Here is a 25,128-nt window from a genome sequence, read left to right on the forward strand (position 1 = left end):
CCCGCGGAGCGGGTACCTCCGCGCTGGCGCGCGGAGCAGCGAACCGCGGCGCTGCGCGCCGCGGTTGCGGCGCGCTGCGCTCGCCGTGCCCGCGCTTCGCGCGGGGGGCTCCCTCCGCTTCGCTGCGGGAGCCGACGGCCGGCGCTGCGCGCCGGGGGCCCTCGCTGTGCTCGGGCAGGCCGCGCTGCTTCGCTGGCGCGGCCTCAGGGGTTCCGCTGCGCTCCACCCCTTCGGGAGCGGCCTGGGAAGTGACCTGTCGTCAGAGTGCGGGTGATGGGTGGTGGTTGGGCCCGCTGCGCGGGCCGGGCTGGCTACAGGGGACGGCGTGGCGGTGCGTTGTGATGATGCGTCATGTAGCGTTGGGGAAAGTATGGCAGACCCATTCGCGGGTGCCTGTGGTTTCTTTGGGGTGGGTTTTGGTTGGCTGGGTTGTGAAGTCGGAGGTCTCTCGCCATAACTGGACGGGCATGGAGTGCGGCTGCGGGGAAAGCGCAGTGCATGTGCCGCGTGATTTCCTAGCTGCGTTGACAAAGGCTCCTCCTGAGCGGGTGGGGGAAGGCTGGGCGGACAATCATGTGTATATCCAGTCCAATCTGATGGAGCCGGCCGTGGCTGCGGCCGGCATGGTGGCTGCGGCGGTGGCCGATCCTCTGGTGCCGCTGATGTGGCGACGCAGTCTCCTGCTGGTACTGGATTGTCTGTGCACCGGTGAGCAGGACGGCGTTGCGGCGGCGTGCCTGCAGGCGGTCCGCGGGTGTTCGTGGGCGCTGTACGAGGAGATCGCCTCGGGCCGGTCCGTGAGCGCGGCAGGGTATGCCTTCGAGTTGCTCTCCCTGATGCCGGAGGAGAAGGAACGGCTGAAATTCTTCCAGGAAAGACACTGGGAGGACCTGCCGTGGGATCTTCATCCGGGACGGATGAATCTGGATGCTGTCGATTGGTAGGCGGGGCTGGCATGAGGGACGTCGTTCTTCGGGAACACCAGGTAGAGGCCGTCTCCCGGATACAGAAGTGGGTCGGATTCCCCGCACGGGCTGAAGTGCCCAAGGAGGGGGCGCGGGCCACGCTGGTGTCCGCCACGGGGTCGGGGAAGACGATCACCGCCGCCGCGGCCGCGCTGGAGTGCTTCCCCCGCGGCCGGATCCTGGTCATGGTGCCGACCCTGGACCTGCTGGTGCAGACCGCCCAGGCCTGGCGCCGGGTCGGGCACCGAGGGCCGATGGTCGCCGTCTGCTCGCTGGAGAGCGACGCGGTGCTGAACGAACTAGGGGTGCGCACCACCACCAACCCCATTCAACTCGCCCTGTGGGCCGGGCACGGGCCGGCCGTCGTGCTGGCCACCTACGCCTCCCTGGTGGACCGCGACGACCCCGAGCAGCCGAATCCGGATCAGCGCCCGTATGGGCCCTGGCAGAACGACAGGGAGCCGGAGGGCCGGAAGAAGGTTCGCGGGCCGCTGGAGGCAGCCCTGGCCGGTGGAGAGCGCCTGTACGGGCAGCGGATGGACGGCTTCGACCTCGCGATCATCGACGAGGCCCACTCGACCACAGGCGATCTGGGGCGGCCCTGGGCCGCCATCCACGACAACCGGCGAATCCCCGCCGACTTCCGGCTCTACCTCACCGCCACCCCCCGCATCCTCGCCGCGCCGCGGCCACAGCGCGGGAAGGACGGCCAGGAGCCGGTGATCGCGTCGATGCGGAGCGATCCCGAAGGCCCCTACGGCGAGTGGATCCACGAACTGGGGCTAAGCGAAAGCATCGAGCGGGGCATCCTCGCCGGGTTTGAGATCGACGTGCTGGAGATCCGGGACCCGGCCCCGGTGCTGGAGACTTCGGAGGAAGCGCTGCGGGGTCGGCGCCTGGCCCTGCTGCAGGCCGCGCTTCTGGAACACGCCGCGCAGCACAATCTCAAGACCGTCATGGTCTTCCACCAGCGGGTCGAGGAGGCCGCCGCGTTCGCGGAGCAGCTGCCCACGACCGCCGCCGAGCTGTACGCCACCGACACCTCGGATGAGGCCTTGGCCGCCGCGGAGCGCCTGCCGGCGTCGTCGATCGGCGCCGAGTTCTACGACCTCGAACCCGGCCGCCACGTCCCCCCGGAGAGGCTCTGGTCGCAATGGCTGTGCGGCGACCACCTCGTCAGTGAGCGGCGCGAGGCGCTCCGCCAGTTCGCGAACGGCGTCGACGCCGCCGGGCGCCGGGTGCACCGCGCGTTCCTCGCCTCGGTGCGGGTCCTCGGCGAAGGCGTCGACATCACCGGCACCCGGGGGGTCGAGGGCGTGTGCTTCGCCGACACCCGCACCTCCCAGGTCGAGATCGTGCAGAACATCGGCCGCGCCCTGCGCCCCAATCCCGACGGCACCCAGAAGATGGCCAGGATCATCGTGCCGGTCTTCCTCGCCCCCGGCGAGGATCCCAACGACATGATCGCCTCCGCCTCGTTCGCCCCCCTGACCGCAATCCTCCAGGGCCTACGCTCGCACGACGAACGCGTGACCGAGCAGCTCGCCTCCCGCGCCCTGTCCCGCAGCAGGCACGAACGCAAGGTCCACATCCGACGGGACGAGGACGGCCGCATCATCGGGGCCGGCGGCGAGGGCAACGGCGGCGATCAGGAGCAGGACGACACCCAGGCCGCGGCCGAGTCCGCGCTGCTGCGCTTCTCCTCTCCCCGGGACGCGGCCACGATCGCCGCGTTCCTGCGCACCCGCGTCTACCGGCCCGAATCGCTGGTCTGGTTGGAGGGCTACCAGGCCCTGCTCCGCTGGCGCCAGGAAAACGGCATCACCGGGCTGCACGCCGTGCCCTACGACACGGAGACGACGGTGGGCGTCACCAAGGCGTTTCCGCTGGGCAGGTGGGTCCACCAGCAGCGGAAGGCGCTACGGGCCGGGGAGCTGGAGCCGCGACGCAAGACCCTGCTGGACGCGCCGGAGGCCGGGATGGTCTGGGAACCGGGCGAGGAAGCCTGGGAGACCAAACTCGCCGTGCTGCGCTCCTACCGGCGCGCCCACGGCCACCTCGCCCCCCGGCAGAACGCAGTCTGGGCCGATCCCGCCGGCGGGGAGCGGGTGCCCATCGGCCAGCACCTGGCCAACCTTCGCAGGAAGGGCGGGCTCGGCAAGGACCCCGAACGCGCCAGGACCCGCGCGGAGCAGTTGGCGGCGATCGACCCAGACTGGAACTGCCCCTGGCCCCTGGACTGGCAACGCCACCACGCGGTACTCCGCGACCTCGTCACGGCTGACGGACCCGACATCCTCGCCGAGATCCGGCCCGGCGTGACCTTCGAGGGCGATGATCTGGGACGCTGGATCCAACGACAGGCTGATTCCTGGGCGGAGCTGTCGGAGGAACAGCAGCGGCGACTGTCCGAGCTGGGTGTGAAGCCCGCCGAGCGGCCCGCACCGGCCCCGGCCGAGAAGCGCAGCGGGAAGACATCAGCGGCTTTCCAGCGCGGCCTCGCAGCCCTCGCACAATGGGTCGAACGAGAAGGCACCCACCGCGTCCCCAGACAGCACACCGAACACGTCACCCTCGACGGCCAGCAGCACGCCGTCCGGCTGGGCGTGTGGGTCTCCAACACCAAAATCCGCCGCGACAAACTCACCCCCGATCAGCGGGCGGCACTCCGCGAGCTGGGCATGAACTGGGCGTGAGGCACGCTTGCTGGCCGTCGGAACGCGGGTCCTGGCCCCTGTCCTGCCAGGGTGAGGACCCACGTCTCCCCGGTCATTGCAGGGTGCGAATTCCGTCGAGCAATCGCGGATCCGCAGACTGATTTCGGGCCTCGCAAAAAAAATCTTTGGCCGCCGTGTCACGTTCACCAACTCCCCCTGCACACAAGTGCCGTACAACGAGCGGTCTGCTTCGCAGGCTCTCGCGCGCGACAAAGATAAGTCGTCAGAGGTCGGGAGCAGGCCATGACGAGGGGGTTTGTGCCATGAGCATGGAAGCTGAGATCGTCAAGACCGTTGACGCGGTGCTGGGCGGGGAACGCGCGGCGCGGATCGAGCGGGACGCCGCGCGGATCGAGGAGCTGGCCTGCAGCGGGTTCGAGGGGCTGGCCTACGAGGTGTTCGAGATCGAACTGTGCCGGGAGGCCGAGCCGATCCTGCTCGGCATGCTCCGCAAGGGCACGCTTCCCCGACTCGCCCAGAAGCAGTGCAAGAGCCGGGGCTGGAAGTTCTTCGTTCACGAGGACGACATGCGCCTGCTGCGCAGCAGCAGCAGCGAGCGGGACATCATCATGGTCGACGTGCTCGCCGAGGCGATGCGGAAGTTCCGCCGCGACCTGCAGAGCGGGCGGGGCTGGACGGCGGACTACAAGGGACCGCGCGGCGCCTGTTGCCTGATGACGTACTTCATCGGCCAGTGCGTGTGGGTGTTCCGGCGGGCGTACGTGAGGTGGGCCAGGCAGCGAGTCAACTGGGCGCGGCTGCACGCCGTGTACGACTTCACAGAGGACGCCGCGAACGAGGCCGGTATCGGCGGGCTGCTCCAGGCCACCAGCTACGAGATCGAGTCGGAGGTGCTCAGCACCAACTTCGAGGACATCCTCGATGAGCAGGCGCCGGAAACGCAGGCGGTCGTGCGACTGACGGTCATGGGTTTCTCGGACACCGAGATCGCCGAGCGACTGAATCTCGCCAACGCAACCGTCCGCAAGCGCAGGTCGCGGTTCCGGACGGCTCTGTACCAGGCTGCCCGCGAGCGCCGGATCTGGATCCCGGAGCAGCTGCACACGAAGGTCGCCTCCCGCCGGAAGAACCAGCGGGGTGCGGCGTGAGCACGCAGAACCTCCTGATCCTGCTCCTGGCCCTGACCGTCCTCGCGGCCGTCTCCGCCATCGCTGGCCTCATCGGCTACAACGTCGCCCGCGAGGGGGGATCGCCGGTCTCCACGGCCATCGGCCGTGGGAGCTTCGTGTTCTTCAGCGCCATGACGCTGTTCATCACGCTGCTGGCCGTGCTGGTCCCGGCCGTCACATGACGGAGGGCGACTCTCGCAGGTTCGGCCGGGGTCTCAGCAAACCGGCTGAGGCCCCGGCCGAACCTGCATCGGTATGAGCAGGGGCTCCGTGGGACTCGTGCTCATACTCCGGGTGAAGATCAGGCTCATTCGGAGGCGCCAGAGTCGTCGCCGTCCAAGGTTCGGTCGTCTGTCTGGGGGTGGTCGCCGTCGTCGGTCGCCGCGGGCACCCCGGGCACCAATCGGTCTCTATCGGACAGCTCGAGCGCCCGGTGAATGCCGTCAATCGGGGGCGAGTCGTTGTCGGTGACGATGATCTGGAGGCGGTCTATGTGTTCGGTCGCTGTGTCCAGCAAGGTGGCGTACATCTTGCGCAGCCGTTCGAGGTCGACGCCCTCGTGGCCGACGTTGCTGCTGATGCCGTCGATGATCAAGAGGTTGGGCAGCGGGATGTCGTCGTCGTGAAGGGCTACTTGCTGGTGGGCGAGCACGTGAGCCACGTTCACCAGAACTTCGACACCTTGTGACTGCAGGTCGGCGAAGGAGCGGCCGTCGACGACCGGCATGTACGTCTCCCGGTTGATGCGGGAGCCCGGCCGCTTGTCGAAGCGGGGAGCGTCGAAGCTGCGTAGGGCGGCTTCGAAGGCTTCGTCGAGCCTGTCCAGGCGGTCGTGGACAGCCGTGTTGCTGTGCCGTGCGGCGGCGATGCGGCTGCTGAGGTCTTCTTGTTCGCGTTCCAGTTCGGCGATCCGTTCGCTCTGTCCCTGGAGGCGGTCGTGCACGGCGAGAGCGTCGTCGATGCGTGCCAGGTGTTCTTCCAATCGAGCCTGTTGAGCGGCCACGGCGCGGATGCGTTCGGTTTGGTCGGTGATGTAGGTGGCCGTGGCGCGGTCGAGCTGCTCGCCGAGGTCGGCGCGGCGGCGGGCCTGGACGGAGCGGGCGGCCTCGAGTTCGTCGAGGCGGCGCCTGCTGCGCTTGATCAGTTCTTCCGTCTCGGTGACCTGCTCGATGACGCGGTCCTGTTCGGCGGCGAGTGAGGATGGAGCTGGGGCCTGCGGCGGGGTCTGCAGGCACAGCCTGCAGGTGTTCTCGTCGCCTCGTTCTGGCACGTCGGCGCCGCAGCGTGGGCAGGTGTGGAATTCGAAGTCGTTCAGCAGCCGCTCGGCGACCAGGGCACGGGTGAGGCGGCGGCTTTGGGCGATGAGTTGGTCGCGTAGTTCTTCAAGGCGGGAGGCAGAGGCAGCCTCGGCTGCGGCGGCGTCGGCGATACGGGCAAGCTCGGCTTCTGCCTCCCCGATCTGAGTGCGCAGGGAGACGGTGGCGGAGTCGGTGAGTTCCTCGGTCAGGCTCAGGTCGGCTTGACGGGCTTGGGTGAGTTGCTGCTCGGTCTCCTGTCGCTGTACTTCTAGGTGAGCGCGAGAGGCGAAGGCGGTTGTCTCCAGAATGCGTTCCAGGGTGGCCGCATCGGCCGTCAGGGCGTTGAGCTCCGTTGTGACGTTGCGCAGGCGTTCTCGCAGTCCTGCTGCCTGAGGGTCGTAGAGGCCGTAGAGGATTTCGAAGACGTACTTGCGCTTGATGTTCTTCTGGGTGTTGTCCGGGGTGCCGAAGACGGAGGTGTCGATCTCTTTCTGCCGCAGGACGCAGTACATCAGGTAGTCGCTGATGGTGACCGGGACGAGAGGGCTGGTCTCGTCTGTGGGGGCGCGGGGGACCCGGATGCGGGGCAGTCCCAGCATGGTCAGCCACCAGTCGCGGAACGTCTGGTCGTACCCGGCCTGTAGCTGGCTGGCGGGAAGGCGCCAGACTTCTTGCCGGCCGCCGATTTCGGCGATGTCGACCTTGGCTGTGGAGGTAGTGACCAACTGGCGCACGATACGGAATCGGCGCTCGCCGACGAGGACGGTTCCGGAGATCGTCCGTCCCCGCAGTTCAGGGACGACGCTCACCTCGGCGCCCAGCAGGGCGCGCAGGCAGCTGACGGTGGCGGTCTTGCCGCCGCTCATTCCGCCGACGATGGCGTTCATGCCGGGTTCGAAGCGGATGGTTCGGTTGGTGCCGACCAGAGTCAGTTCTTCGATGCGCAGTCTCACAGGTGGGTCCCCCAGTCCGCCTCGACGATGTCGGGGAACGTTTCGTAGATGAGGTCCTTCAGCTTGGTGCCGCTCAGGTCGAAGTGCTGGCGCAGCAGCCGGGCACGGTCACGGACGGGGCGCCAGCTTTCGGTTTCCGCGAGTGCGCGAGCGACTTCGTGGCCGGCCGCAGTGGTGCGGTAGGTCGCGATGGCGTCCTCGTGCTTGGGTTCGATCAAGCCCTTGCCCGTGAGTGCGCCGAGCAGTGCGTAGTAGGCCGGGTCCCACGGCCCGTACCGGTATCGGATCATGCTCTGCTCGATTGCCCCCGTCAGCCATGGGTCCTCCCCGACCTCCGCGCCAGGCCGTCGGACGGCCAAAAGTTTTTTGAAGTGTCCCGGGTAGCGCAACAGGAAGTCGAGTTTGGCCAGCTTCATCCGTCCTTCGATCCCCTTGCTGCGTTTCGTCTCCGAGAAGACGTCGATGAGCAGCAGCAGGCGTGCTTGGGCGTCAGCGGAGGGCGGCCGGCCGTCGGCTGGTGGAACGGCCGACGCAACTACGGCTGCGTCAGGAGGCGTCACGAGCGTCTCCCCAGTCGAATCGGCATTCATCCGACACGGCGCACGCCCGGCCCGTCAGCAGTACACCGTCCTGGGCGTAGAGAGGGTGGCGGTCGTAGGCGCCCGGATTGTCGTGCAGCGCGACCTGCAGGTCGTCGAAGATGGTGTCGGCTGGTTGGGCGTGGTCTTTGCGAGCCCGTCCGATACGGCGGGCCAGGAGCAGCAGCCGCTGGTCCAGGTCCGTCTCGACGGCTGGGTTGTCGGGCCAGGTCCCCAGAGCCTGTTCCCTCAATCGGTAGTGGTCGGCTTGAGCCCGCAGCATCTGTGCTTCTTCGATCACGTCCCTGGAGGCGGCCCCCTGGCGGAGTTTGCGCACGAGCGCGGTCTCCGGCCCGTGGAGAGCCTCGGAGAGGTCCTCAAGAAGTACGTGGTCGGGCCGGGTCAGCCGCTGGCGCACGTCAGCGACGGAAGCCGCCGTGATGCGTTTACTGAGAACTGCCGGCGGAGGGGCGTCGACGGCCAGGAGTTCTGTCCACCGCGCCGGGGGGCGGCCTTGCATGGCCTCCCGGGTGAGGCGCAGCAGCTCGTTGTACAAAGCGTCGATCGTGGACATCGGAAGTCCCTGGCCGAGGTCGGCCAGGACACGCGTGTTGCGTGCCTCGACATCCTCCCGCCGGACCAGGGGCCGGACACGGACGAGCCCGAGGAAGGCGTCCAGCACATCGTCCTGGGGAACCTTGAGATGCGCGGCTATGCGCTTGCGGCAGTCCGCGTTCTGGGCCCCCTCCCCCTTCGACAATGCGGTGACCGAAGCGTCGGCAGGATCAAGGTAGCCCTCGATACCTGCCGTCAGCTGGTAGACCAAGCCGTTGCTGCGTACCGCGGTGTGAGTGCGCCACAGGCTCTTCAACGGCTTCTTGGAGATCACGTCTGCAAGTGACCAGGGCTCGACCGAATCACGGGTCTTGATCTGCTGAAAATCCCAGAACAGACCGCCATCGACGCAACGGGGATCACCGCTGCGCGCCACGACGATGTCCTCGATGTGCTCGCAGGTGACGTGCTGGACCGTCCCGCCCGCCAGCATCTCCAGAACCGCCTGCACAGCGATATGGACCTGGTACTCGTACCGTCGCAGAGTGACCGAGCCCGAATCGTCCGGTGCTTCAGTCTCGATCGGATCAGCCATTCGCCCCCCCCTACTCGTCGCTCCCCGAGTCACTCCCCGAGCACGCAGCGTAAAGCGTCTGCGATCTTTCGTCGACGCTGTGGGCGATCCGGTGCGAGTGCCGATCGAACTGGCCGGAGTACGGCGTGCAGCGAATCGCTGTGGTGCCTGTGCGATCTCCGCCGCGGCGCCGGTTCCCCGACGACTCCCCGCACGCTGCTGCTCGGCGGTACGGCGAAGGCCCCCTGTCGTACACCGGCCGCACCGCCACCCCCGCCCAGACGGCAGGCACTGCGATCGCCGGCCTGCTCACCCGGCCCCAGCGCGGCCATCCCGGGACGGGCCGGTCGTTCTCCGCCGGGTGGGCCGGCCGGGAAACGCTGGACGTCACGCTGGTGAAACCCCAAGCTGGTGTCGGGCGTAGACGTCGCCCGTGATGCCTCCGGCCGGTAGTGGCACCCCGCACGCTTCCCCCGCGCCCGTCCCAGCCTCTCCCCCCGCCTGATATTGCTGCCTGGGCGGTGCAAGCACCCACGGGGATACCCCTCCCCGCCCGGGTCGAGCGCACTCACCGGACCGGTGCGGCGTCCCCGCGTCCGGAGCACCCGGCCGCCGCACCCCCTGCGCGCCGGTGGCACGGCGTTGCCCTCCGGGGCCTGGCCGCTCCGCAGGCATGCGGCGCGTGGGATCGGTGTCGCATGCCTGCTGCGTGTCGTGGGGTGCAAGGCGGGGTGCTACAAGGATGGGCGTCGTTCTCGCTGTACCTGCGCAATGATCAGCTCTGGTGGCGTGGTGTTGAGTTGCCGTCATGGAAGATTCCTTACCGCAGGTCGCCTCGGCGGGTGGGGTTGTGCGGGCTGAAGCACGGTTCGTCGGCGGCGACGGGAGGTTGCGCCGGGTGCCGTGGTCGCGTCTGGCGCGCGAGGTGGCGGTGGAGGATCTGCCGCCGGTGCGCACGTTTTCCGTGCGGCAGGGCCGACGTGTGGCGCCGGGCTGGTGGTGGTCGGCCACGACCGGGCGTCTGGTGCACTACGGGTTCGGGGCGATGCGCACGCAGGTCATGCTGCTGGACCGGGATCCGCGGGTGGTGGCTCTGGCGTGCAGTCCGGTGGAACTCGCCTGGCTCGCGCAGGACGGCGAGGCGGTGGTCCATGCGCCGCATCTGATGGCGCGGCTGGAGGACGGCAGCGGCGTGCTGGTGGACTGCGCCGGGCGGCAGGGGCCGTCGCGGCGGGTTGCGGAGCGGGCGCCGCAGCTCACGGTGCTCGCGCGGGAGGCGGGGTGGCGCTATCGGGTGGCCGCGCTGCCGTCACCGGTGGGGGCCGCGAACGTGCGGTGGTTGGCGGGGTACCGGCATCCGCGCAACGGCGGCGGCCGGCTGGGCGAGGTGGCGGCGGCTTTTGCCCGTCCGCGGCCGTTGGAGGAGGGGGTGCGGGATCTGGGGGATCCGGCCGCGGTGTGGCCGGCGGTCTTCCATGCGCTGTGGTGCGGCATCCTGCGCACGGCGCTGGAGCGTCCGCTGCATCAGCGGTCCGTGGCGACCGCAGATGCCGCCGGGGCGGTGGCGGCGTGACACGCGGCAGGCTCTGCGTGGGTGACCGGGTGAGCTGGGACGGGCGTGAGTGGACGCTGGCGGCCCTGGAGGGTGTGCAAGCGCGGCTGGTCGATGAGGCGGGCACGGTCGCGGCGGTGTTTGTTCCCACCTTGTTCACGGATCCGGGCTTTCGTGTCCGCGGCCGTCCTGCGCGGCCGGTTCCTCCGCTCGCGCTGCTGGAGACGCTGCCGGATGCGGTGCGGGAGCGGGCGCTGCGCTGGGAGCGGGATGTGCGGGAGGTGGAGTCGGGTGCTGTGGGCGGCCCGGAGGGCGGTGCGCCGCGGTCGGCGTATGACCCTGCGGTGACCACGTTGGCCCAGCGGGAGGCGGCGAAGGCCGAGGAGCTGACCGCGTCCGGTGTCCCGACGAGTGTGGCGACGGTCAGGCGGATGCGGGCGCGGTACCGGGACAAAGGTGTGTGGGGGCTGGTGGACCAGCGCACCACGCGGGCGCGGTCCAGGGTCGGCAGGGCCGATCCGCGGGTGGTGGAGGCGCTGGAGGCGGTACTGGAGCGGCAGAAGCCGCGGTCTACGGGGACGCTGACGCGTCTGCGTGACCTGGTGCGGTGGGACCTGGAGGACCGGTACGGGCCGGGTGTGGTGCCGGTGCCGCCCCCTTCGACGTTCAACCGGCTGGTCCACGCCGTGGCCGACGGGCAGGGACTGCTGGGCAGCGCGGCGCAGCGTGCGCGCCACGCGTCGCGGCCACAGCCGCCGTTCACACCGACGGTGGCGCTGCGGCCCGGGGAACTGGTGATGATGGACAGCACCGTGCTGGACGTGATGGTGGTCCTGGCGGACGGGGTGACGGCGCGGCCGGAACTGACGGTTGCGGTGGATGTGGCGACGCGGAGCATCTGTGCCGCGGTGCTGCGGCCGGCCGGCAGCACCGCGGTGGACGCGTCGGTGCTGCTGGCCGAGATGGTGGCGCCGATGCGGATGCGCCCCGGGTGGGACGAGGCGCTGGCGATGCGGCGGTCGGTGATCCCTTACGAGCGGCTGCTGACGCTGGATGAGCGGCTGGAGGGGGCGGCGGCCCGGCCGGTGATCGTGCCGGAGACGGTGGTGGTGGACCAGGGGCGGGTGTTCGTGTCCGCTTCGTTCCTGGCCGCGTGCGAGTCGCTGGGGGTGTCGCTGCAGCCGGCGCCGCCGGCGAACGGTCCGGCCAAGGGCCATGTGGAGCGCACGTTCAAGACGGTCAACCAGCAGTTCTGCCAGTACGTCGCCGGCTACACCGGGCCGGGTGCCGCCGAGCGCGGCCGGGATGTGGAGAAGGAGGCGTGCTGGACGCTGCCGCAGCTGCAGGAGCTTTTCGATGAGTGGCTGGTCGCCGGGTGGCACGGGCGGCGGCATTCTTCCCTGCGGCATCCCCTGCTGCCGCACCTGACGCTGTCACCGGTCGAGATGTGGGGGGCGCTGGTGGGCGTGACCGGGTACGTGCCGGTTCCGCTGTCGCCGGACGACCACATCGAGCTTCTGCCGGTGCGCTGGCAGACCATCAACGACTACGGCATCCGTTTCGACTACCGCACCTACGACAGCAAGGCCCTCAACGGGCACCGGCGGCGCAGCTCGGAGGGCCCGGGCCCGGCCGGGCGGTGGGAGGTCCACCACAACCCCTACGAGCCGGAGCGGATCTGGGTGCGGCTGCCGGAGGGCTTTGCCGAGGTCCCGTGGATCCACGCCACCCAGGTGAGCATGCCCTTCACCGATTACACCTGGCGGCACATCCGCAAGACGGTGGCCAAGGCCGCGGACCGTGACGCGCACGAGCTTGCTCTGGCCCGCGAGCTGGACGCGCTCCTGCGCCGCGCCGGCGCGGGTGCCGGCACCCGCCGGGAGCGCGCGGTGGCGGCCCGCGCGTCCGCGGCGGCCTCGGTCTGCCCGCCCCTGCCCTCCCCCGGGGCGGAGCGGGCTCCCCGGCAGCGGGCTGCCGGGGAGCCGGGCGTCCCGGAGGAAGAGGTGGAGGAATTGCCGGACGGTCTGGAGGGCTTTGACGAAGGCGAGGACGAGGAAACGCCGCCGGAGGGCGCCCGGTTGCCTACGCCCCGGCTGCTGGACTCGTACGCGGAGGCCGGCCGGTGGTGACAGCAGACTCCTTCGCCGACGATGGCCCCTTCGAGCCGGTGACGACCTGGGTGGGCTGGGAGCGCTACGTCCAAAGCGCACCGGCCGGCGAAGAGGCGGAGGACTCCGGCTGGAGCACGGAGGAGCGATTGGACTACCACTCCCGGTTCGTGGTGGTGGCCACGCCGGCCATGGAGCAGGTCAAGCGCCAGCTGCGGATGGCGCTCCTGGTCAACCGGCGCCAGCGGGGAACTGCCCGGCGCGGGCTGATCCTGTCCGGGCCGCCCAGCACGGGCAAGACCACCACGCTCATGGAGCTAGGGCGGATCTTCGAGCTGTCGCAGCGGCTCAAGCACCCCGGCGCGCAGGACAGGCTTCCCGTGGTATTCGTCGCGGTCCCGCCGGCGTCGACCCCGAAGATGCTGGTCAGCGAGTTCGCCAGATTCCTGGGAATCCCGGTGCTGCAGCGGATGAACCAGGCGGCGATCACCGATGCCGTGTGCGCGGCACTGTGCGAACTGCGCACACAGCTGGTGCTCGTGGACGACATCCATCTGCTCAACACCCGCACCCGGGCCGGCGCGGAGACCTCGGACCAGATCAAGCACCTGGGCGAGCGCATCCCGGCGACCTTCGTCTACGCGGGCGTCGATGTGCACGACTCGCCGCTGCTGACCGGGCCGCGCGGACAGCAGCTGGCAGGCCGGTTCAAACTGCTGCACAACGATCCGCTGCCCTACGGCACCGGTGCCCAGCGCCGCGTGTGGGAGGACCTGCTGCGCACGATGGAGGGCGCGCTGCGGCTGCGCAACCACCGCCGGGAGACGCTGCCCGCACAGGCCGCCTACCTCCACCGCCGCACGGCAGGGGTCCTCGGCAGCCTGTCGCACCTGCTCCGCGAAGCCGCGGTGACATCCGTCCTCGACGGCAGCGAGCGCATCACCAGGGACGTGCTGGAAAGCATCGAGCTGGACATCCGGGCGGAGCAGCAGGCACTCGCCCCGCAGACAGCCTCCCCGCCCCGGCGCGCCGGGCGCAGAGGCTGACCCGCCCGCCCTTCCCCCTGCTCCTCCCCCGGCCGGCGGCCGGAGGGAGAGAAAGACCGGATACCGCGCATGCCCCCGCCTCCCTCCCATGGGCCATCCTCCTGCTGGCTGTTCCCCACCGCCCGGTGCCGCACCAGCGTCCGGCCGCTTGCCCGCGAGACCACCCTGTCCTTCCTCGACCGGCTGGCCGGCCGCTTGGGGGCCTCGGCCGGCGACCTGATCGCCGAGTTCTTCGCCCCCGGCAACAGAAAGGCTTTCTCCCTGCTCAAGCCCGACGGAGAGGTCTACCTCAACGCCGAAGCCCGCTCCCGCCTGGTGTCGCTGACCGGAGTGCCAGACGAACACCTGCGGCGGGCCCTGCCAGCGTGGGACCGCCACGAACCGGCCGGCTACTTCGACGCCGGGCCCGCACTGACCTTCCACCACGCCGGCTCCATCGCCCCCACCCGGGCAGCGTGCACCCGCTGCACCGCGGCCCGCACCGGCCGCACCGAACCCGCCCGGCTGTACACGCAACCGCACCAGCGGCTGTGCGCGCGCCACCAGGCCTGGCTGCCGGCCGAGACGGGCCAACTGCTGCAGCCCGGAGACGACCAGTTCAGCGTCGCCGCACTCCCGGAGATCACACAGGCCCAGCAGCACCACACCAGGCTGCTGCGCCGCCTCCCGCAGGCCGCGGACGCCTGGGAGGTGGCGCGGGCTGTCACGGCCGCGTGGTGGCAGGCCGCCTGGCCGCAGGAGACGGTCTGGCCCCAGCGCCTGGCTCTCCTCGGGGCCGCCGGCACCGACGGGCCGCTTGACCCGGCACGCGAGGCGGCAGCCTATCCGGAGACCGTCGCCCTGACCGCGCTGCTGGCCGGCCGCTTCTGGCAGCACCGCGTCCTGGAAGAGGCCGGCGACCACCAGCCGCACACACCCGCCGACGTGCCGGCCTTCACCCACGAACTCGCCGCACGGCTCGGGCGGCCCTGGCTGGCCGACTGCCTGGCCGACAACGACACCGGCCCGCTCACCGCGTGGCTGCGGGCCTGCTGGCGCTCGCGTGCCGGGGAGCGCCCGCACACCAAGAGCATGTGGTGGGTAGCACCCGCCTACCGCGAGCCCAAAGCGGCCGACAGCCGCCGCAGCCGCAAAGCCCCGACGGCGCCCGCGCAGAAGACCGGCAGCGCGCCCGACCACCACGGGCAGGAGGCTCAGGGATTCGCCCGCGGCCTGGCCCTCGCCCGCGAATTCGCCGCCGAGCACGGCCACTTGTGCATCCCCTACCGGCACCAAAGGAAAGGCTTCGCCCTCGGGCTGTGGATGTCCAACCAGCGGGCCACCGGCCCGCAGATGGCGCCCGAGCGCAGCCGCGCCCTGTCCGAACTCGACGCCTGGTGGAACCCGCCCTGGAGCACCCTGTGGCAACGGCTGTACCTGCGCTCACGCGCACACGCGGAATCCACGGGCGGCCTCCGCCCCGACCAGGGCTTCCCCGGCACCAGCGAAAACCTGGGCACCTGGCTGTACCGGCAGTGCCAGCACTACCACACGCTCCACCCCCAGCAGCAGAAACTGCTGTCGCACATCGGCATCACCGCGGAGGCGGCCTGGCACGCGCGCCCCCGGCGCCGCAACATGGCCGAAGCCCGGGACCAGACCATGGCCCACGCCCGCGCCTACTGGAAGCGCCACGGGCACCTGTGCGCCAAGGCCGGCGACACCCAGGACGGCTTCCCCGTCGGCACCGCCCTGAGCAACCTGCGGGTACGCGCCCGACGCGGCAGCCTCGACCCTGCCATCGTGCGGGAACTGACCGCCATGGACCCCTGGTGGGCACCGCCGTGGTCCTCGGGATGGCAGCGGGCCTGCTACCGCGTGCGTGATCTCGTCCGGTCCGGGACGGTCCTCGACCCCGCAAGCGGGTTCACCGCGGTGGACGACGAAACCGGACAGTGGTTGTACACCCAGTGCGTCACCTGGGCCGACCTTGCCGAACAGCAGCGGCAGCAGCTCACCCGCCTCGGCCTGACCACCCGCGCCGCGGCAGCAGCCCGCCCCAACCCCGCCACCAGACACCCGTCACTGGAAACAGGCCTGCACTACGCACGCTCCTACGCCCTGCTCACCGGCGGCCTGTGCCTGTCCTCCTCCACCCGGCACGAAGGCTTCGCCCTGGGCCGGTGGCTGCTGCGGCAGCGCCACCAGGCCGCGGTCTACACCAACAGATTCGCCGCCCGCTACCCGGCCGACCCGCAGCTGTCCGCCGTCGACCCGTGGTGGAACCCGCCCTGGGGCACGGCCTGGGAGACCAACTACGACAAGGCCCGCCGGCTGGCAGGCCGCGGCCTGCGGCTGCTGCCGACCCGGGGATTCCCCGGCACACCCGAAGCTCTCGGGCAGTGGCTGTACGCCCAGTGCCTGGCCTGGCCAGAGCTCCACCCCGAACAGCAGCGCAGGCTCGTACGCCTGGGCATCACCGAAGACCACGCGCACCGCGCACGGCCGCGGCGCGTCTCACAACAGGCCTCCTTCACCACGGGCCTGGCCCACGCCCACGTCTGGGCCGCCCGGCACGGGCACCTGGCCGTCCCCGGCAACGCACGGGAAGAGGGCCACCCGCTGGGATCCTGGCTCGCCGACAAACGCAAGCGCGCTTCCAGCGGCCGGCTCCCCCTCGACCACATCGAAGCACTCGATCGCATCGACCCCTGGTGGAACCCGCCCTGGACAATCCGCTGGCAGTACGGCTACCACGCCGCCCGCGCCGCCACCGACGGCCTCCGGCCCGACCCGGCCAAGGGCTTCCCCACCCTTCCCGCCGGCGCCGCCCGCTGGCTGACAACCCAGTGCAGCGCCTACAGCGGCCTGCACCCCGGCCAGCACCAGCTCCTCGCCGACATCGGGATCACCGCCGAGGTCGCCCGCACGCTCCGGCCCCGGCCCGCGCCGCGCCGGCGCCCCCACCCCGGCGCTCCGCGCCCCCGCCCCACAACGGTGTCCGCGTCCATCGACGCCGGACTGCCCTACGCACGTGCCTGGGCACACGCCCACAACGGACTGGGAACCGCGCAGTACGACGTCGAACACGACGGATTCCCCCTGGGCTGGTGGCTGTACGAACAACGCAAACGCGCCCGCGCACACGTCCGCCGCACCGGCCGGCCCTGGCCCCACGACCACGCCCTCACCGCTCTCGACCGCTGGTGGAACCCGCCCTGGAGAATCAGCTGGCAGCACTCCTACACAGCCCTCCGCAACGCCATCACCGAAAACCGCGCCCCGCACAGCCACCAGCGCCGCTGGCTCACCACCCAGCAAGCCGACTGGACCCGTCTCCACCCCGACCAGCGCGCCCTGCTGACCGACCTGAACCGCGCACCGCGATAAGCGGCCCACTACACGTGCACAGCAACCAGCGGACCTGAGCACCGGCTACGCGAAACGAAGAAGAAGCAGGCCCGAGCCCTGGGCACCACCGCACTCCCCCAACCGAAGTCCGGCCACCGGCAAGAACAACACCAACCACCCACCTGAACACCCCAGGTCACAGAGCCAGCCAACGCTCACCTTCCATGGGCACGGACATCCACCCACCTGACCTGGACGACGGCGGAAGCGAGGACGGGAGCGAGGAGGAACGGCGCGGCCGGCGGCTCGCCGCCCTCCAGACCGCCCTGGTCAAACACGCGGCCGCCACCGGGGTGCGGTCGCTGATCAGCTTCCACCACCGCACGGTGGAAGCGATGTCTTTCGCGCGGGCCCTGCCCGGCACCGCGGCCCGGCTCCACGAGGAAGCCCCCGCACGGTATCCGCGGCGGGTATGGGCCGACTGGCTCTGCGGCGAACACCACCCCGCCCACCGGCGCCAAGTGCTCCAGCGGTTCGCCGACGGGGTTGATGAGCAGGGGTGGGAGACCGAGCTGGCGGTGCTGGCGAACGTGCGCGTCCTGGGCGAGGGCGTCGACATCACCGGCCGGCGTGGTGTCGACGGCGTCCTCTTCGCGGACGTGCGCGGCTCGGCCGTGGACATCGTCCAGGCCGTCGGCCGGGCGCTGCGGCAAAAGCCCGGTGAGGGCAAGGTGGCCCGGTTGATCGTCCCGGTGTTTCTGGAGCCGGGGGAGGCGCCGGACGACATGCTCGCCTCCGCCTCCTATAAGCCGTTGGTGGCCGTCCTGCAGGGGCTGCGCAGTCACTCGGAGGCGGTCGTGGAGCAGCTGGCGGTCGCGTCCGCGCCCAGCCGTGGCCGGCCCGCGTCGGTGGCCGACCTCGACCCCGCCCGCGGTGGTGGTGGCGAGGGTGGGGATGAGGGAGCACTGGAGGAGGTGCCGCTGCTGCGGTTCTCCACTCCCCGCAACCCGCACCTGGTCGCGCAGTTCGTGCGCACCCGCGTCATCCGGCCCGAAACCCAGATCTGGCTCACCGGCCTCAACGCCCTACGCACCTGGCACCAACAACAAAACGAGAACAGGGACGGGGACGAGGACTTCGAGCACGGCGGCGAGCACGAGAGCCAGGGCGGTAAGGGGCACGAGCAGAGACAGGACGGCGTGCGCAGGGGCCCGGCACACGGCGACCACCAGACCGAGCCGCGAGAGCACAACGACGGCAACAGGAACCGGGAACACCACAACCGCGGGAAGGGCGAGGAAACCGGAAAGGGCCGCGCCGCCGACGCGGCCCGCAAGCCGGTGGCGGTGCCGCTGGACGCCCGCGTCGGCACCTTCCCCCTCGGGCAGTGGGTCAGCGAACAACGCCGCGCCTACCGGACCGGAACGCTGGCGAAATGGCGGGTGGAGTTGCTGGAGGAAGCCGGGATGGTGTGGTCGGTGCCGGACGCCGCCTTCGAGGAGAACCTCGCCGCGGCACGGGCCTACCACGCCGTCCACGGCACGCTGTGCGCACCCCGAACCGCCGTCGCACACGGCCGGCCCATCGGGCAGTGGCTCACCAACTGCCGCCGCCCCGGCGGGTTGGGCAAAGACCCGGAGCGGGCGGCGCAGCGGGCCGCCCGACTCGCCGCCATCGACCCCGACTGGAACCCCGCGGAAAACGGCTGGACCGTCGACTGGCAACGCCACTACGCGGCCGTGCGGGCCTGCATCCACGGCGGCGCCACCCTTGAGGAGATCCGGCCCGGCGTCACGGTCGGCGGGGAGGATGTCGGACTGTGGCTGGCCCGGCAGCGCTCCGAGTGGGAGCGATTGGCCGACGGGCAGCGCGAGCGCCTGGCCGCCCTCGGGATCCAGCCCACCACCCCGGCACCGGGTCGTGAAGCCGGTGCCGGAGACCAGGCGGCGGGAACGGTGGTCGTGCCCGCGAACGCCACACCCTGGGACCGCGCACTCGCCGCACTCCGCCAATACCAGCAACGCGAAGGACACGTGAGAGTACCCCGCAAATGGATCGAAACCGTCCACGACGAGACCGGGCACCAGCACCCGATCCGGCTCGGAGTATGGATCAACAACCAACGCCAGCGGCGGAGCAAGCTGCCGGACGAACGCGCCACCGCACTGGAAGAACTCGGGGTGCTGTAGAGCAGTGGGGCCCGGACCCAACAGTCCGGGCCCCAGCGCATCCCTGCCAGCGGGCAGCGCAGGGCCGGGCAGGGGGCTTCCCGTCCGGCCTTGCGGCCTCGGGGACGGCTGACCATAGCCGCCAGCTGCGTCCAGCAGCAGTTGCCTGGCGGTGTGGGAGCGGAGCAGTGGGTCGTCGACGGGTACCGGCCGGAGACGCAGTGGTCACGTATGGCCTGCCAGTTCACTGACGTCGCAGGCGCCAGCGGCGGCTCAGCCTGGCCAGGAGGCCCAGCGGGGCTTCGCTGCCAGCTTCGGCGAGTTGGTGGCGGTCGCGCTCGCGGTTCTTGGCGATCTCGGCGGTGGTGTAGCGGCGGCTCCACTGGATCTTTCCTTTGTGGATCCAGTAGTGCGACTGGCATGGAAGGGCCCAGTTGCCGATCGAGGGAGCGAGAGAGACGCTGTCGCCGTCGTAGGTTAGGGACCACTGTGCCGGTGACAGCGGTGTGATGACCTCGTTTCCGCAGCCGCAGCAGCACAGATGGCCGCAGGTGCGGTACGGGATCGAGACGTACAGCACGCCCGGGTTCATCGTCCCTGGAAAGGTGTCGACAAATACCGGGCGTAGTACGTCCGTTGCGGTCACGGCAGGTCCTCGTTGGCGATCTCGTTGGTGATCACCGAGTAGGTGGCGAATCCTTCATCGGTGGCGTCGGCGTAGATGCCGATGGCGCGCTTGAAGCGGTTGACGGCCAGGACGGCGTTGAGTGCGTTTAGGTCGGCGGTCTGGATGTTGCGCCCGTAGGCGTCGCGTTCGGGCGCCGGTGACGGGATGCGTGGGCGGGCCTGCTGCCGGCGTCCCGGCAGGCTTGTCGTTACCCGCAGCAGCCCGCTGAGCTTGCCGTCGATCTCCTCGATGCCCATGCCCACGTCGATGAACGACACGTCGCGTGCTTCGAGCCAGTCCATGACGGCCGGCTTGCCAGCTGCGTCGTCGGATGCCAGGAAGACGAAGGTCGCTCCGTCGAGGAGAGCGAGGTTGTCCTCGTCCAGGTAGCCTTCGTGGGCGGTGATGCCGCGGTGCATGTTCGAGTAGAGCGAGGCGAAGTACGCGGCCTTGTTCGGGCGGCTACGCAGCATGTCGATTGTGGGGGCACCGGGTGCCCGGAAGGCGTTGTGGTTGTCGAAGGTGTCGCCGTCGATGAGCAGGATCGTATCGACTTCGGTCTTGGCGACTTGGTCCAGGATGTAGCTGCCGCTACCGCCAAGGCCGACGATCACAACGCGGTGACCGCGGTAGCGACGGTTGACGGCCGCGAGGCCGGCGCGTGAGGTGGCGGTGTCCCGGTAGGCGAAGGGGCTGTCGTCCTCCACCTCCTGCCATGCCGCTCCTGGGGTGGGTGTGGCCGACGGGTCGATCGCTTGCGCCTGGTCAGCGATGATGCGTGCGTACGCTGTGACTTTCGTGTACTCGTCGGGGTATCCGGCCGGGCTCGGCTTGCTGGAGAGCATGAAGTGCGCGTGCAGCCCGTCGGCGATCACCCGGGCCTGAGGGCTGGCCGGCGCGAGCTTGCGGCCGTGTTCGTCGCATGGTGCCGACCCGCCGAACCAGATGCGGTGGTCGGTGCCGGAAACGAGGCGGTCTCCGCTGATGGTCACGGGGTAGGCGAGGAAACCGTAGTCGACGGCACCCGCCTCGGTGACGTAGGGGATGTGGCGGACGATCAGGTGTCCCGCTTGCAAGACCACGTCGTAGCCATCGTCGAGCAGGCGCGATAGGTCGGGGTCACGAGCGAGAAGTGCGGTAGACATCGAAGACCATCCCCTTCTTCACTCGGACGCTGTGGCCGGCCGTCAGGCTGCCCGAGCCGTGCCCGTCGTGGCCACGGCTGTAGCGGACCGTGTAGGTGTCCTGCCCGCTCCGCGGCTGGCCGGGGTAGGCCAGGTCGACGACCTGCTCGAAGGTGATCTCCTTCGCCTCCCAGTCGTACGGACGGGCGTTGACGATGATCGTTACGGGCTTGGGCCCGTGATGGTCCTGCGGCATGGAAGCCCTCCAGGGTGTACGCATCCAGACCGACCCACATTGCGCAAATGTCGGCCAGTGCTCGAAGTTTCGAGCAGCTACACTGTAGCAGAAGTGATCGACAAGTCGAGCAGTGCGAGAAGCCAGGGATATCGATGAGCGGAAGTCCGAGCGTGAATGTGCAGGCCCTGCACGCGGCTCTGGATGCTGCGCGCACGGAGAAAGGGCTGTCCTGGCGGCAGCTGGCCAAGGAACTCGGAGTGAGCGCGTCGACCATCTCGCGCATGGCCAACGGGCTGAAGCCCGATGTCACCGCGTTCGCGGCCATGACGACATGGCTGCGCCTACCTGCGGAAACCTTCTATGTCACCTCAGGAATGGAAACCGGCCAGGAGGAGCCAGAACTCGTAGCGTCCCTGGTGCCCCTGCTGCGGGCACGCAGCGACCTCAGCGCGGATGACGTGACCTACCTTGAGGAGGTCATCGGCGCTGCCGCGCGACGGTTCCGCGCCGAGCGCGAGTCACGGAGCAGTTGAGTGCGCTGGACGCAGGCGCTGATGCGCGAGGTCGCACAGGAGGAGCGAGCCGGGCTCGGTCTGGGGCCGACCGAGCCTCTCGACCCCTACGCGCTCGCCGAGGAGCATGGCATCAGCGTCTACACCCTCGACAGCCTGCGTGACTTCGAGATGAACGGCGAGGCCTTCAGCCACTTCACCCTGCGTAGGGCATCAGCATGGTCCGCCGCGCTGGTACCCCTTGGCACCGCACGAGTGATCATCGAGAACGAGTCCCATTCACCTGTCCGCCGCCGCTCCAACATCGCCCACGAGCTCGGCCACTACCTGCTGGAGCATTCCTTCAACGACGTAATCCTCGGCGAGGATCACAAGCGGCAGTTCAACACAGAGCAGGAAAAACAGGCCACCTTTATGGCAGGCGAACTGCTGGTGCCACTCACTGCGGTCGAGCGCATGGCATTCGACGGCTGGGACAATGCACGCGTGGCGGCTGCCTACGGCGTCAGCGAGCAGTTCGCGCAGATGCAGATGAAAGGCCAACGCATACGAGCCCAGCGAGCTGCGCGCAAGTACGGGTTCGCGCTCCCTGCCAAGCGCAACTCGTAGCACCCTTCGCCCCAGGCCTGTGCGCAGATATGACGCCCCCACAGGGAGGGCCAGGACGGCAGCCCGAGCACGTCAACAATCCTCCGCCATGTCGACACGGCGAGAGGGGCCTGCCTAGCCGAAGAAGCGGCGCAGTGACCCGCGCCGGGCAGCCGCCGCTTTGGCGGCGGCGCGGGCCTCGGCCTCCTGACGCTCGCGCTCCTTGGCCCGGGTGCACACCGTGCAGTCGTCGCCGGGCTCGGCGGGCTGCCCGCTGTCGCCCCAGGCGGGGTCGGGTGGGTAGACGGTACGGCCGCAGGTCGGGCACGGCCACGCCGCCACTTCCCGCTGGCACCGGGCCCCTTGCACGCTCCCGCTCTTCCCGAGCTCGCTCCCGGGCATGGTGCTGCTCTCCCCGGGCCCGGTAGGCGGCCTCGCCGCCGGGGTTGGCCAGGGCATCGGTGAGGGTCTGCCAGGGCTGGTGGCCGTAGCGCCACCACACCGGCCCCAACGGGCCGTGCGTGCCGTGCGTGCGCAGCCGGTCCAGGGTGGTGGCGAAGACGGGGATGGTGTCGCCGTAGTCAGTGTGGCCCTCGAAGACCCGGCGGCCGACTCAGCAGTCGCGGGAGAGGTCCGGACCGTCTTCATTCGGACCAGCAACGTCTCCTCCGCCTGCCACCTGCTGGATGAACACCAGCCCCACCGGCGGATGGCCCCCCGGAACGTGGTAGGGCCCACCACGGTGCCGGACAGGCCTACCCGCACCCTCCCAGGCTGCGGCAGCCGGGTAGCTCTCAGCTGTCTGCCGCTTTCTCACCGAGCTCCTTCTTCCGACGCCTCCTGGTGCGATACCAGGCCGCTGCGGCTGCGGTGACGGCTGCTGTGATGAGCTGGGCAGGCAGCTGCGTGATCAACCCTTGAAGAGTGAGATCGAGGGCGTGCTCAAGGTAGGCGTTCATCGGTTGACCTCCAGGTCAGCTGCGAGGTGGGCCCGTTCATCGGGGCTGATGACGCCTCTACGCTCTTTGGGCGGGCCTGGCCTGGTCTACTTGTCCGAGCCCTCTGCCAGACAAGCCCGGATAAGGTCGGGCTACATGCTTGGCAAGGGGGGTTGAGTGGCTGCTAAGGGCAGACGGACGCGTCCGTGGGGACCGCTGAAGGGGCGATCCGCTGAGGCCAACGCCATGGCCGAAATGCTGAGGCAGTGGCTGGATCATGCTGGCATGCGTGTGGACGACGTTCTCCAGTACCTGACGCCCGAGCACTTCGCTGACGGGCGTGTTCCTAGCAAATCAACGCTGTCCGATCGCTTGGCGGGTGTGGGGTTACAGCAGGACTTCGTCGAAGCCGTTGCCGACATCTGCTCGCATGACGCTGTCTCTAGAGATCGGCTGCTCGCCCAGGTGCAGGCAGTCCGGGAGCGCGCACGCGCAGCGGGCAGCCACAGACCGACCGGAGCATCTTCTGCCGAAGCCCAGCTTGTGATCGTGCAGCAGAGGTCGATAGAGGTCTCTGACAAGCTCGTACGCGCGATGGAGCGTGCAGCGCAGCTGGAGCGCGAGCGTAACGGCGCCCATCACATGGTGCTGATCCTGCTCACGATGGTGGAAAAACTTCGGCGGGACATCGCCGCGCTGGCTCGGGAGCGAGACCGTATGCCTCCTTCCGGGCGGGCAGAGGCCGAGCTGGCACAGGTACACGAGCGTTTGTCGAGGAGTGAGCGGCAGAGAATCACTGCCGAAGCGGAGCTGGAACGAGCTCGTGCGGAGCGTCTCAAAGCCGACCAGCTTGCTGAGGAAGCGGCTGAGCAGGTTCGCCTGCTCACCGATGAACTGGAACGGCTTCGCGGCGAAGCCCCCCATACAGCCGGGGCTGATCAGCCGACCACTGTGGCGCCTGCCCTGCAGGAGGCTCTGGACAGCGAGGCCGGCGACATCGACCTGGCCCTCTCCAAAGCCGCGCGCCACCTGGATGACAGCGCCGACCGCCTAGACCAGCTCGCCAACGAACTTCACCTGGACAACCCACCAGACAACCCGCTCACCTCAAACGATGCACCGGACAACCAGCAGGCCCATGCGGCAGAAGATGCACGATTGACCACCGAAGAGGTCCTCACCAAGGTCCGGACGTTGGTAGAGGATGCTGGGGACCAGGACGCAGCTGAAGATCTGCTCATCCGCGTAGGCCGGGCAATACCTGTGGCTGAAGTACTGCGGGCGGCCGGTGTGCTGCGCAGCAGTGGTCTGACCTATCAAGCCATGCGGCTGATCTTCCACGCAGCAGGCAACAACCCGCCCACCGGTATACCGGTGTTGGTTTCCGGACTGCGCAGTCAAGACCGCACCGCTGAGCTCTACCAGCTTCTGAGTCAGGTAGTCAGAAGCTGGCCGGCGAGCGCCATCGTCGAGGCTGTAACACACCTACGCAACGAAGGGCAGCACTCCGACGCTTATCAAGTCCTCAGCGCCGCAGGAAGAGACTGTCCCCCGGCGGGGGTACTGGAAATTCTAACGCGGGTGAGCGAACGGGACGCTGAATGGATCCTGGACACAGCCTGCCGAGACAGACCCCTGGACGACCTGCCACCTCTCGAGGAGATTCTCCGGGCTCCCAGGCGCTCCGATTCCGTCAAAGTAGCCCAGGCCCACAGCCGACGTGCAGCAACCGCAGCTCAAGAGGCCGCCCTTGCCCACCCACGCCCACGACCTGCGAGCATTCTGACCAGCACCAGGGAGGAGGAGAAAGCGGTCGATTGGAGCCATCAATACTCCGTGCGACCTTACGCCCTGACCGGTGGAGACCCACGACGCCCCCGCCATAGTCTTCCCCTTAACGCGGTCGTGCGCACCACTGCCGACCCGAGCAGGTGACAGGCGTGTGGGGACTGTAAAACGATCGGCTCTGGCCCGTAGTCGGTGGTGACATCGGGTAGTTGTCAGGACAGGAGGATGCGGTGCCGGAGGAGGTCGAATCCGGCGCGTCCGTGCATCTGTCTCATGATCCTCTTGGTGCGGGTGTTGGC

General features: G+C 69.5%; 20 protein-coding genes. 12 read left to right on the top strand and 8 right to left on the bottom strand.

The window, feature by feature from the left end:
• Positions 1-494 precede the first annotated feature (494 nt).
• The 4 genes from ACLIYP_RS18770 to ACLIYP_RS18785 all read left to right on the top strand — a co-directional run bounded on the left by ACLIYP_RS18770 (position 495) and on the right by ACLIYP_RS18785 (position 4,994).
• A complete protein-coding gene (locus tag ACLIYP_RS18770) occupies positions 495-944 on the top strand; it encodes a hypothetical protein (RefSeq protein WP_412714293.1) in 450 nt (149 codons plus the stop codon).
• 11 nt (positions 945-955) lie between these two features.
• Complete coding sequence (locus ACLIYP_RS18775; RefSeq protein WP_412714294.1) at positions 956-3,661, top strand: DEAD/DEAH box helicase; 2,706 nt, start codon at positions 956-958, stop codon at positions 3,659-3,661.
• A gap of 284 nt (positions 3,662-3,945) precedes the next feature.
• Positions 3,946-4,791: an RNA polymerase sigma factor gene (locus ACLIYP_RS18780; RefSeq protein ID WP_412714295.1), complete on the top strand. Its 846-nt coding sequence runs from the start codon at positions 3,946-3,948 to the stop codon at positions 4,789-4,791.
• Positions 4,788-4,994, top strand: coding sequence for a hypothetical protein (locus tag ACLIYP_RS18785; protein WP_412714296.1), 207 nt, complete (start codon positions 4,788-4,790; stop codon positions 4,992-4,994). The genes ACLIYP_RS18780 and ACLIYP_RS18785 overlap by 4 nt, the downstream gene beginning before the upstream one ends.
• A gap of 125 nt (positions 4,995-5,119) precedes the next feature.
• Here the strand turns inward: ACLIYP_RS18785 and ACLIYP_RS18790 are convergent, their stop codons facing one another.
• From ACLIYP_RS18790 to ACLIYP_RS18800, 3 genes are read right to left on the bottom strand one after another with little or no spacing between them, the layout of a single operon-like run.
• Positions 5,120-7,063 carry a hypothetical protein gene (locus tag ACLIYP_RS18790; RefSeq protein WP_412714297.1) on the bottom strand — a complete coding sequence of 648 codons (1,944 nt, stop codon included), beginning with the start codon at positions 7,061-7,063 and terminating at the stop codon, positions 5,120-5,122.
• Positions 7,060-7,623, bottom strand: coding sequence for a hypothetical protein (locus tag ACLIYP_RS18795; RefSeq protein ID WP_412714298.1), 564 nt, complete (start codon positions 7,621-7,623; stop codon positions 7,060-7,062). Before ACLIYP_RS18795 ends, ACLIYP_RS18790 begins: the two co-directional genes overlap by 4 nt.
• Entirely contained in the window at positions 7,610-8,791 is a 1,182-nt protein-coding gene (locus ACLIYP_RS18800; RefSeq protein WP_412714299.1) for a dsDNA nuclease domain-containing protein, read from the bottom strand. Before ACLIYP_RS18800 ends, ACLIYP_RS18795 begins: the two co-directional genes overlap by 14 nt.
• A 787-nt stretch (positions 8,792-9,578) precedes the next feature.
• Between ACLIYP_RS18800 and ACLIYP_RS18805 the strand changes: the two genes are divergently transcribed.
• From ACLIYP_RS18805 to ACLIYP_RS18825, 5 genes are all read left to right on the top strand, one after another.
• A complete protein-coding gene (locus tag ACLIYP_RS18805) occupies positions 9,579-10,343 on the top strand; it encodes a TnsA-like heteromeric transposase endonuclease subunit (protein ID WP_412714300.1) in 765 nt (254 codons plus the stop codon).
• Positions 10,340-12,451, top strand: coding sequence for a transposase (locus tag ACLIYP_RS18810; RefSeq protein WP_412714301.1), 2,112 nt, complete (start codon positions 10,340-10,342; stop codon positions 12,449-12,451). Before ACLIYP_RS18805 ends, ACLIYP_RS18810 begins: the two co-directional genes overlap by 4 nt.
• Positions 12,448-13,476, top strand: coding sequence for a TniB family NTP-binding protein (locus tag ACLIYP_RS18815; protein ID WP_412714302.1), 1,029 nt, complete (start codon positions 12,448-12,450; stop codon positions 13,474-13,476). Before ACLIYP_RS18810 ends, ACLIYP_RS18815 begins: the two co-directional genes overlap by 4 nt.
• A gap of 69 nt (positions 13,477-13,545) precedes the next feature.
• The gene (locus tag ACLIYP_RS18820; protein ID WP_412714303.1) at positions 13,546-16,845 is read left to right on the top strand and encodes a Helicase associated domain protein; all 3,300 of its coding nucleotides are present in this window, start codon (positions 13,546-13,548) and stop codon (positions 16,843-16,845) included.
• Between the two features lie 185 nt (positions 16,846-17,030).
• Positions 17,031-18,995 (top strand): helicase associated domain-containing protein, encoded by a 1,965-nt coding sequence (locus ACLIYP_RS18825; protein WP_412714304.1) that lies wholly within the window; start codon positions 17,031-17,033, stop codon positions 18,993-18,995.
• Between the two features lie 223 nt (positions 18,996-19,218).
• Here the strand turns inward: ACLIYP_RS18825 and ACLIYP_RS18830 are convergent, their stop codons facing one another.
• The 3 genes from ACLIYP_RS18830 to ACLIYP_RS18840 all read right to left on the bottom strand — a co-directional run bounded on the left by ACLIYP_RS18830 (position 19,219) and on the right by ACLIYP_RS18840 (position 21,021).
• Positions 19,219-19,554, bottom strand: a complete 336-nt coding sequence (locus ACLIYP_RS18830) for a DUF6527 family protein (RefSeq protein ID WP_412714305.1) — start codon at positions 19,552-19,554, stop codon at positions 19,219-19,221.
• A gap of 62 nt (positions 19,555-19,616) precedes the next feature.
• The gene (locus ACLIYP_RS18835) at positions 19,617-20,786 is read right to left on the bottom strand and encodes a ThiF family adenylyltransferase (RefSeq protein WP_412714306.1); all 1,170 of its coding nucleotides are present in this window, start codon (positions 20,784-20,786) and stop codon (positions 19,617-19,619) included.
• A complete protein-coding gene (locus tag ACLIYP_RS18840) occupies positions 20,761-21,021 on the bottom strand; it encodes a multiubiquitin domain-containing protein (protein ID WP_412714307.1) in 261 nt (86 codons plus the stop codon). The genes ACLIYP_RS18835 and ACLIYP_RS18840 overlap by 26 nt, the downstream gene beginning before the upstream one ends.
• A gap of 152 nt (positions 21,022-21,173) precedes the next feature.
• Between ACLIYP_RS18840 and ACLIYP_RS18845 the strand changes: the two genes are divergently transcribed.
• Together ACLIYP_RS18845 and ACLIYP_RS18850 are read left to right on the top strand one after the other, a co-directional pair.
• Positions 21,174-21,536, top strand: coding sequence for a helix-turn-helix domain-containing protein (locus tag ACLIYP_RS18845; RefSeq protein ID WP_412714308.1), 363 nt, complete (start codon positions 21,174-21,176; stop codon positions 21,534-21,536).
• Entirely contained in the window at positions 21,537-22,124 is a 588-nt protein-coding gene (locus tag ACLIYP_RS18850; protein WP_412714309.1) for an ImmA/IrrE family metallo-endopeptidase, read from the top strand.
• 114 nt (positions 22,125-22,238) lie between these two features.
• On the opposite strand, the gene ACLIYP_RS18855 is transcribed toward ACLIYP_RS18850, so the two are convergent.
• Both ACLIYP_RS18855 and ACLIYP_RS18860 read right to left on the bottom strand, forming a co-directional pair.
• On the bottom strand, positions 22,239-22,445 hold the full coding sequence (locus tag ACLIYP_RS18855) for a hypothetical protein (RefSeq protein WP_412714310.1): 207 nt from the start codon (positions 22,443-22,445) through the stop codon (positions 22,239-22,241).
• Between the two features lie 452 nt (positions 22,446-22,897).
• Complete coding sequence (locus ACLIYP_RS18860) at positions 22,898-23,062, bottom strand: hypothetical protein (protein ID WP_412714311.1); 165 nt, start codon at positions 23,060-23,062, stop codon at positions 22,898-22,900.
• Between the two features lie 264 nt (positions 23,063-23,326).
• Here ACLIYP_RS18860 and ACLIYP_RS18865 point away from each other — a divergent pair, with 264 nt between their 5' ends.
• Positions 23,327-24,976: a coiled-coil domain-containing protein gene (locus ACLIYP_RS18865; RefSeq protein ID WP_412714312.1), complete on the top strand. Its 1,650-nt coding sequence runs from the start codon at positions 23,327-23,329 to the stop codon at positions 24,974-24,976.
• The last annotated feature ends 152 nt before the right edge of the window (positions 24,977-25,128 follow it).

Origin of the sequence: Streptomyces nanhaiensis (genome assembly GCF_046614825.1) — a bacterium.
Lineage (GTDB): Bacteria > Actinomycetota > Actinomycetes > Streptomycetales > Streptomycetaceae > Streptomyces > Streptomyces radiopugnans.

Coding starts and splice junctions, on each gene's coding strand:
- ACLIYP_RS18865 (WP_412714312.1), top strand. CDS start 23,327: ATGCGTGTGGACGACGTTCTCCAGTACCTGACGCCCGAGCACTTCGCT.
- ACLIYP_RS18805 (WP_412714300.1), top strand. CDS start 9,579: ATGGAAGATTCCTTACCGCAGGTCGCCTCGGCGGGTGGGGTTGTGCGG.
- ACLIYP_RS18800 (WP_412714299.1), bottom strand. CDS start 8,791: ATGGCTGATCCGATCGAGACTGAAGCACCGGACGATTCGGGCTCGGTC.
- ACLIYP_RS18835 (WP_412714306.1), bottom strand. CDS start 20,786: ATGTCTACCGCACTTCTCGCTCGTGACCCCGACCTATCGCGCCTGCTC.
- ACLIYP_RS18840 (WP_412714307.1), bottom strand. CDS start 21,021: ATGCCGCAGGACCATCACGGGCCCAAGCCCGTAACGATCATCGTCAAC.
- ACLIYP_RS18860 (WP_412714311.1), bottom strand. CDS start 23,062: ATGAACGCCTACCTTGAGCACGCCCTCGATCTCACTCTTCAAGGGTTG.
- ACLIYP_RS18775 (WP_412714294.1), top strand. CDS start 956: ATGAGGGACGTCGTTCTTCGGGAACACCAGGTAGAGGCCGTCTCCCGG.
- ACLIYP_RS18820 (WP_412714303.1), top strand. CDS start 13,546: ATGCCCCCGCCTCCCTCCCATGGGCCATCCTCCTGCTGGCTGTTCCCC.
- ACLIYP_RS18780 (WP_412714295.1), top strand. CDS start 3,946: ATGAGCATGGAAGCTGAGATCGTCAAGACCGTTGACGCGGTGCTGGGC.
- ACLIYP_RS18825 (WP_412714304.1), top strand. CDS start 17,031: ATGGGCACGGACATCCACCCACCTGACCTGGACGACGGCGGAAGCGAG.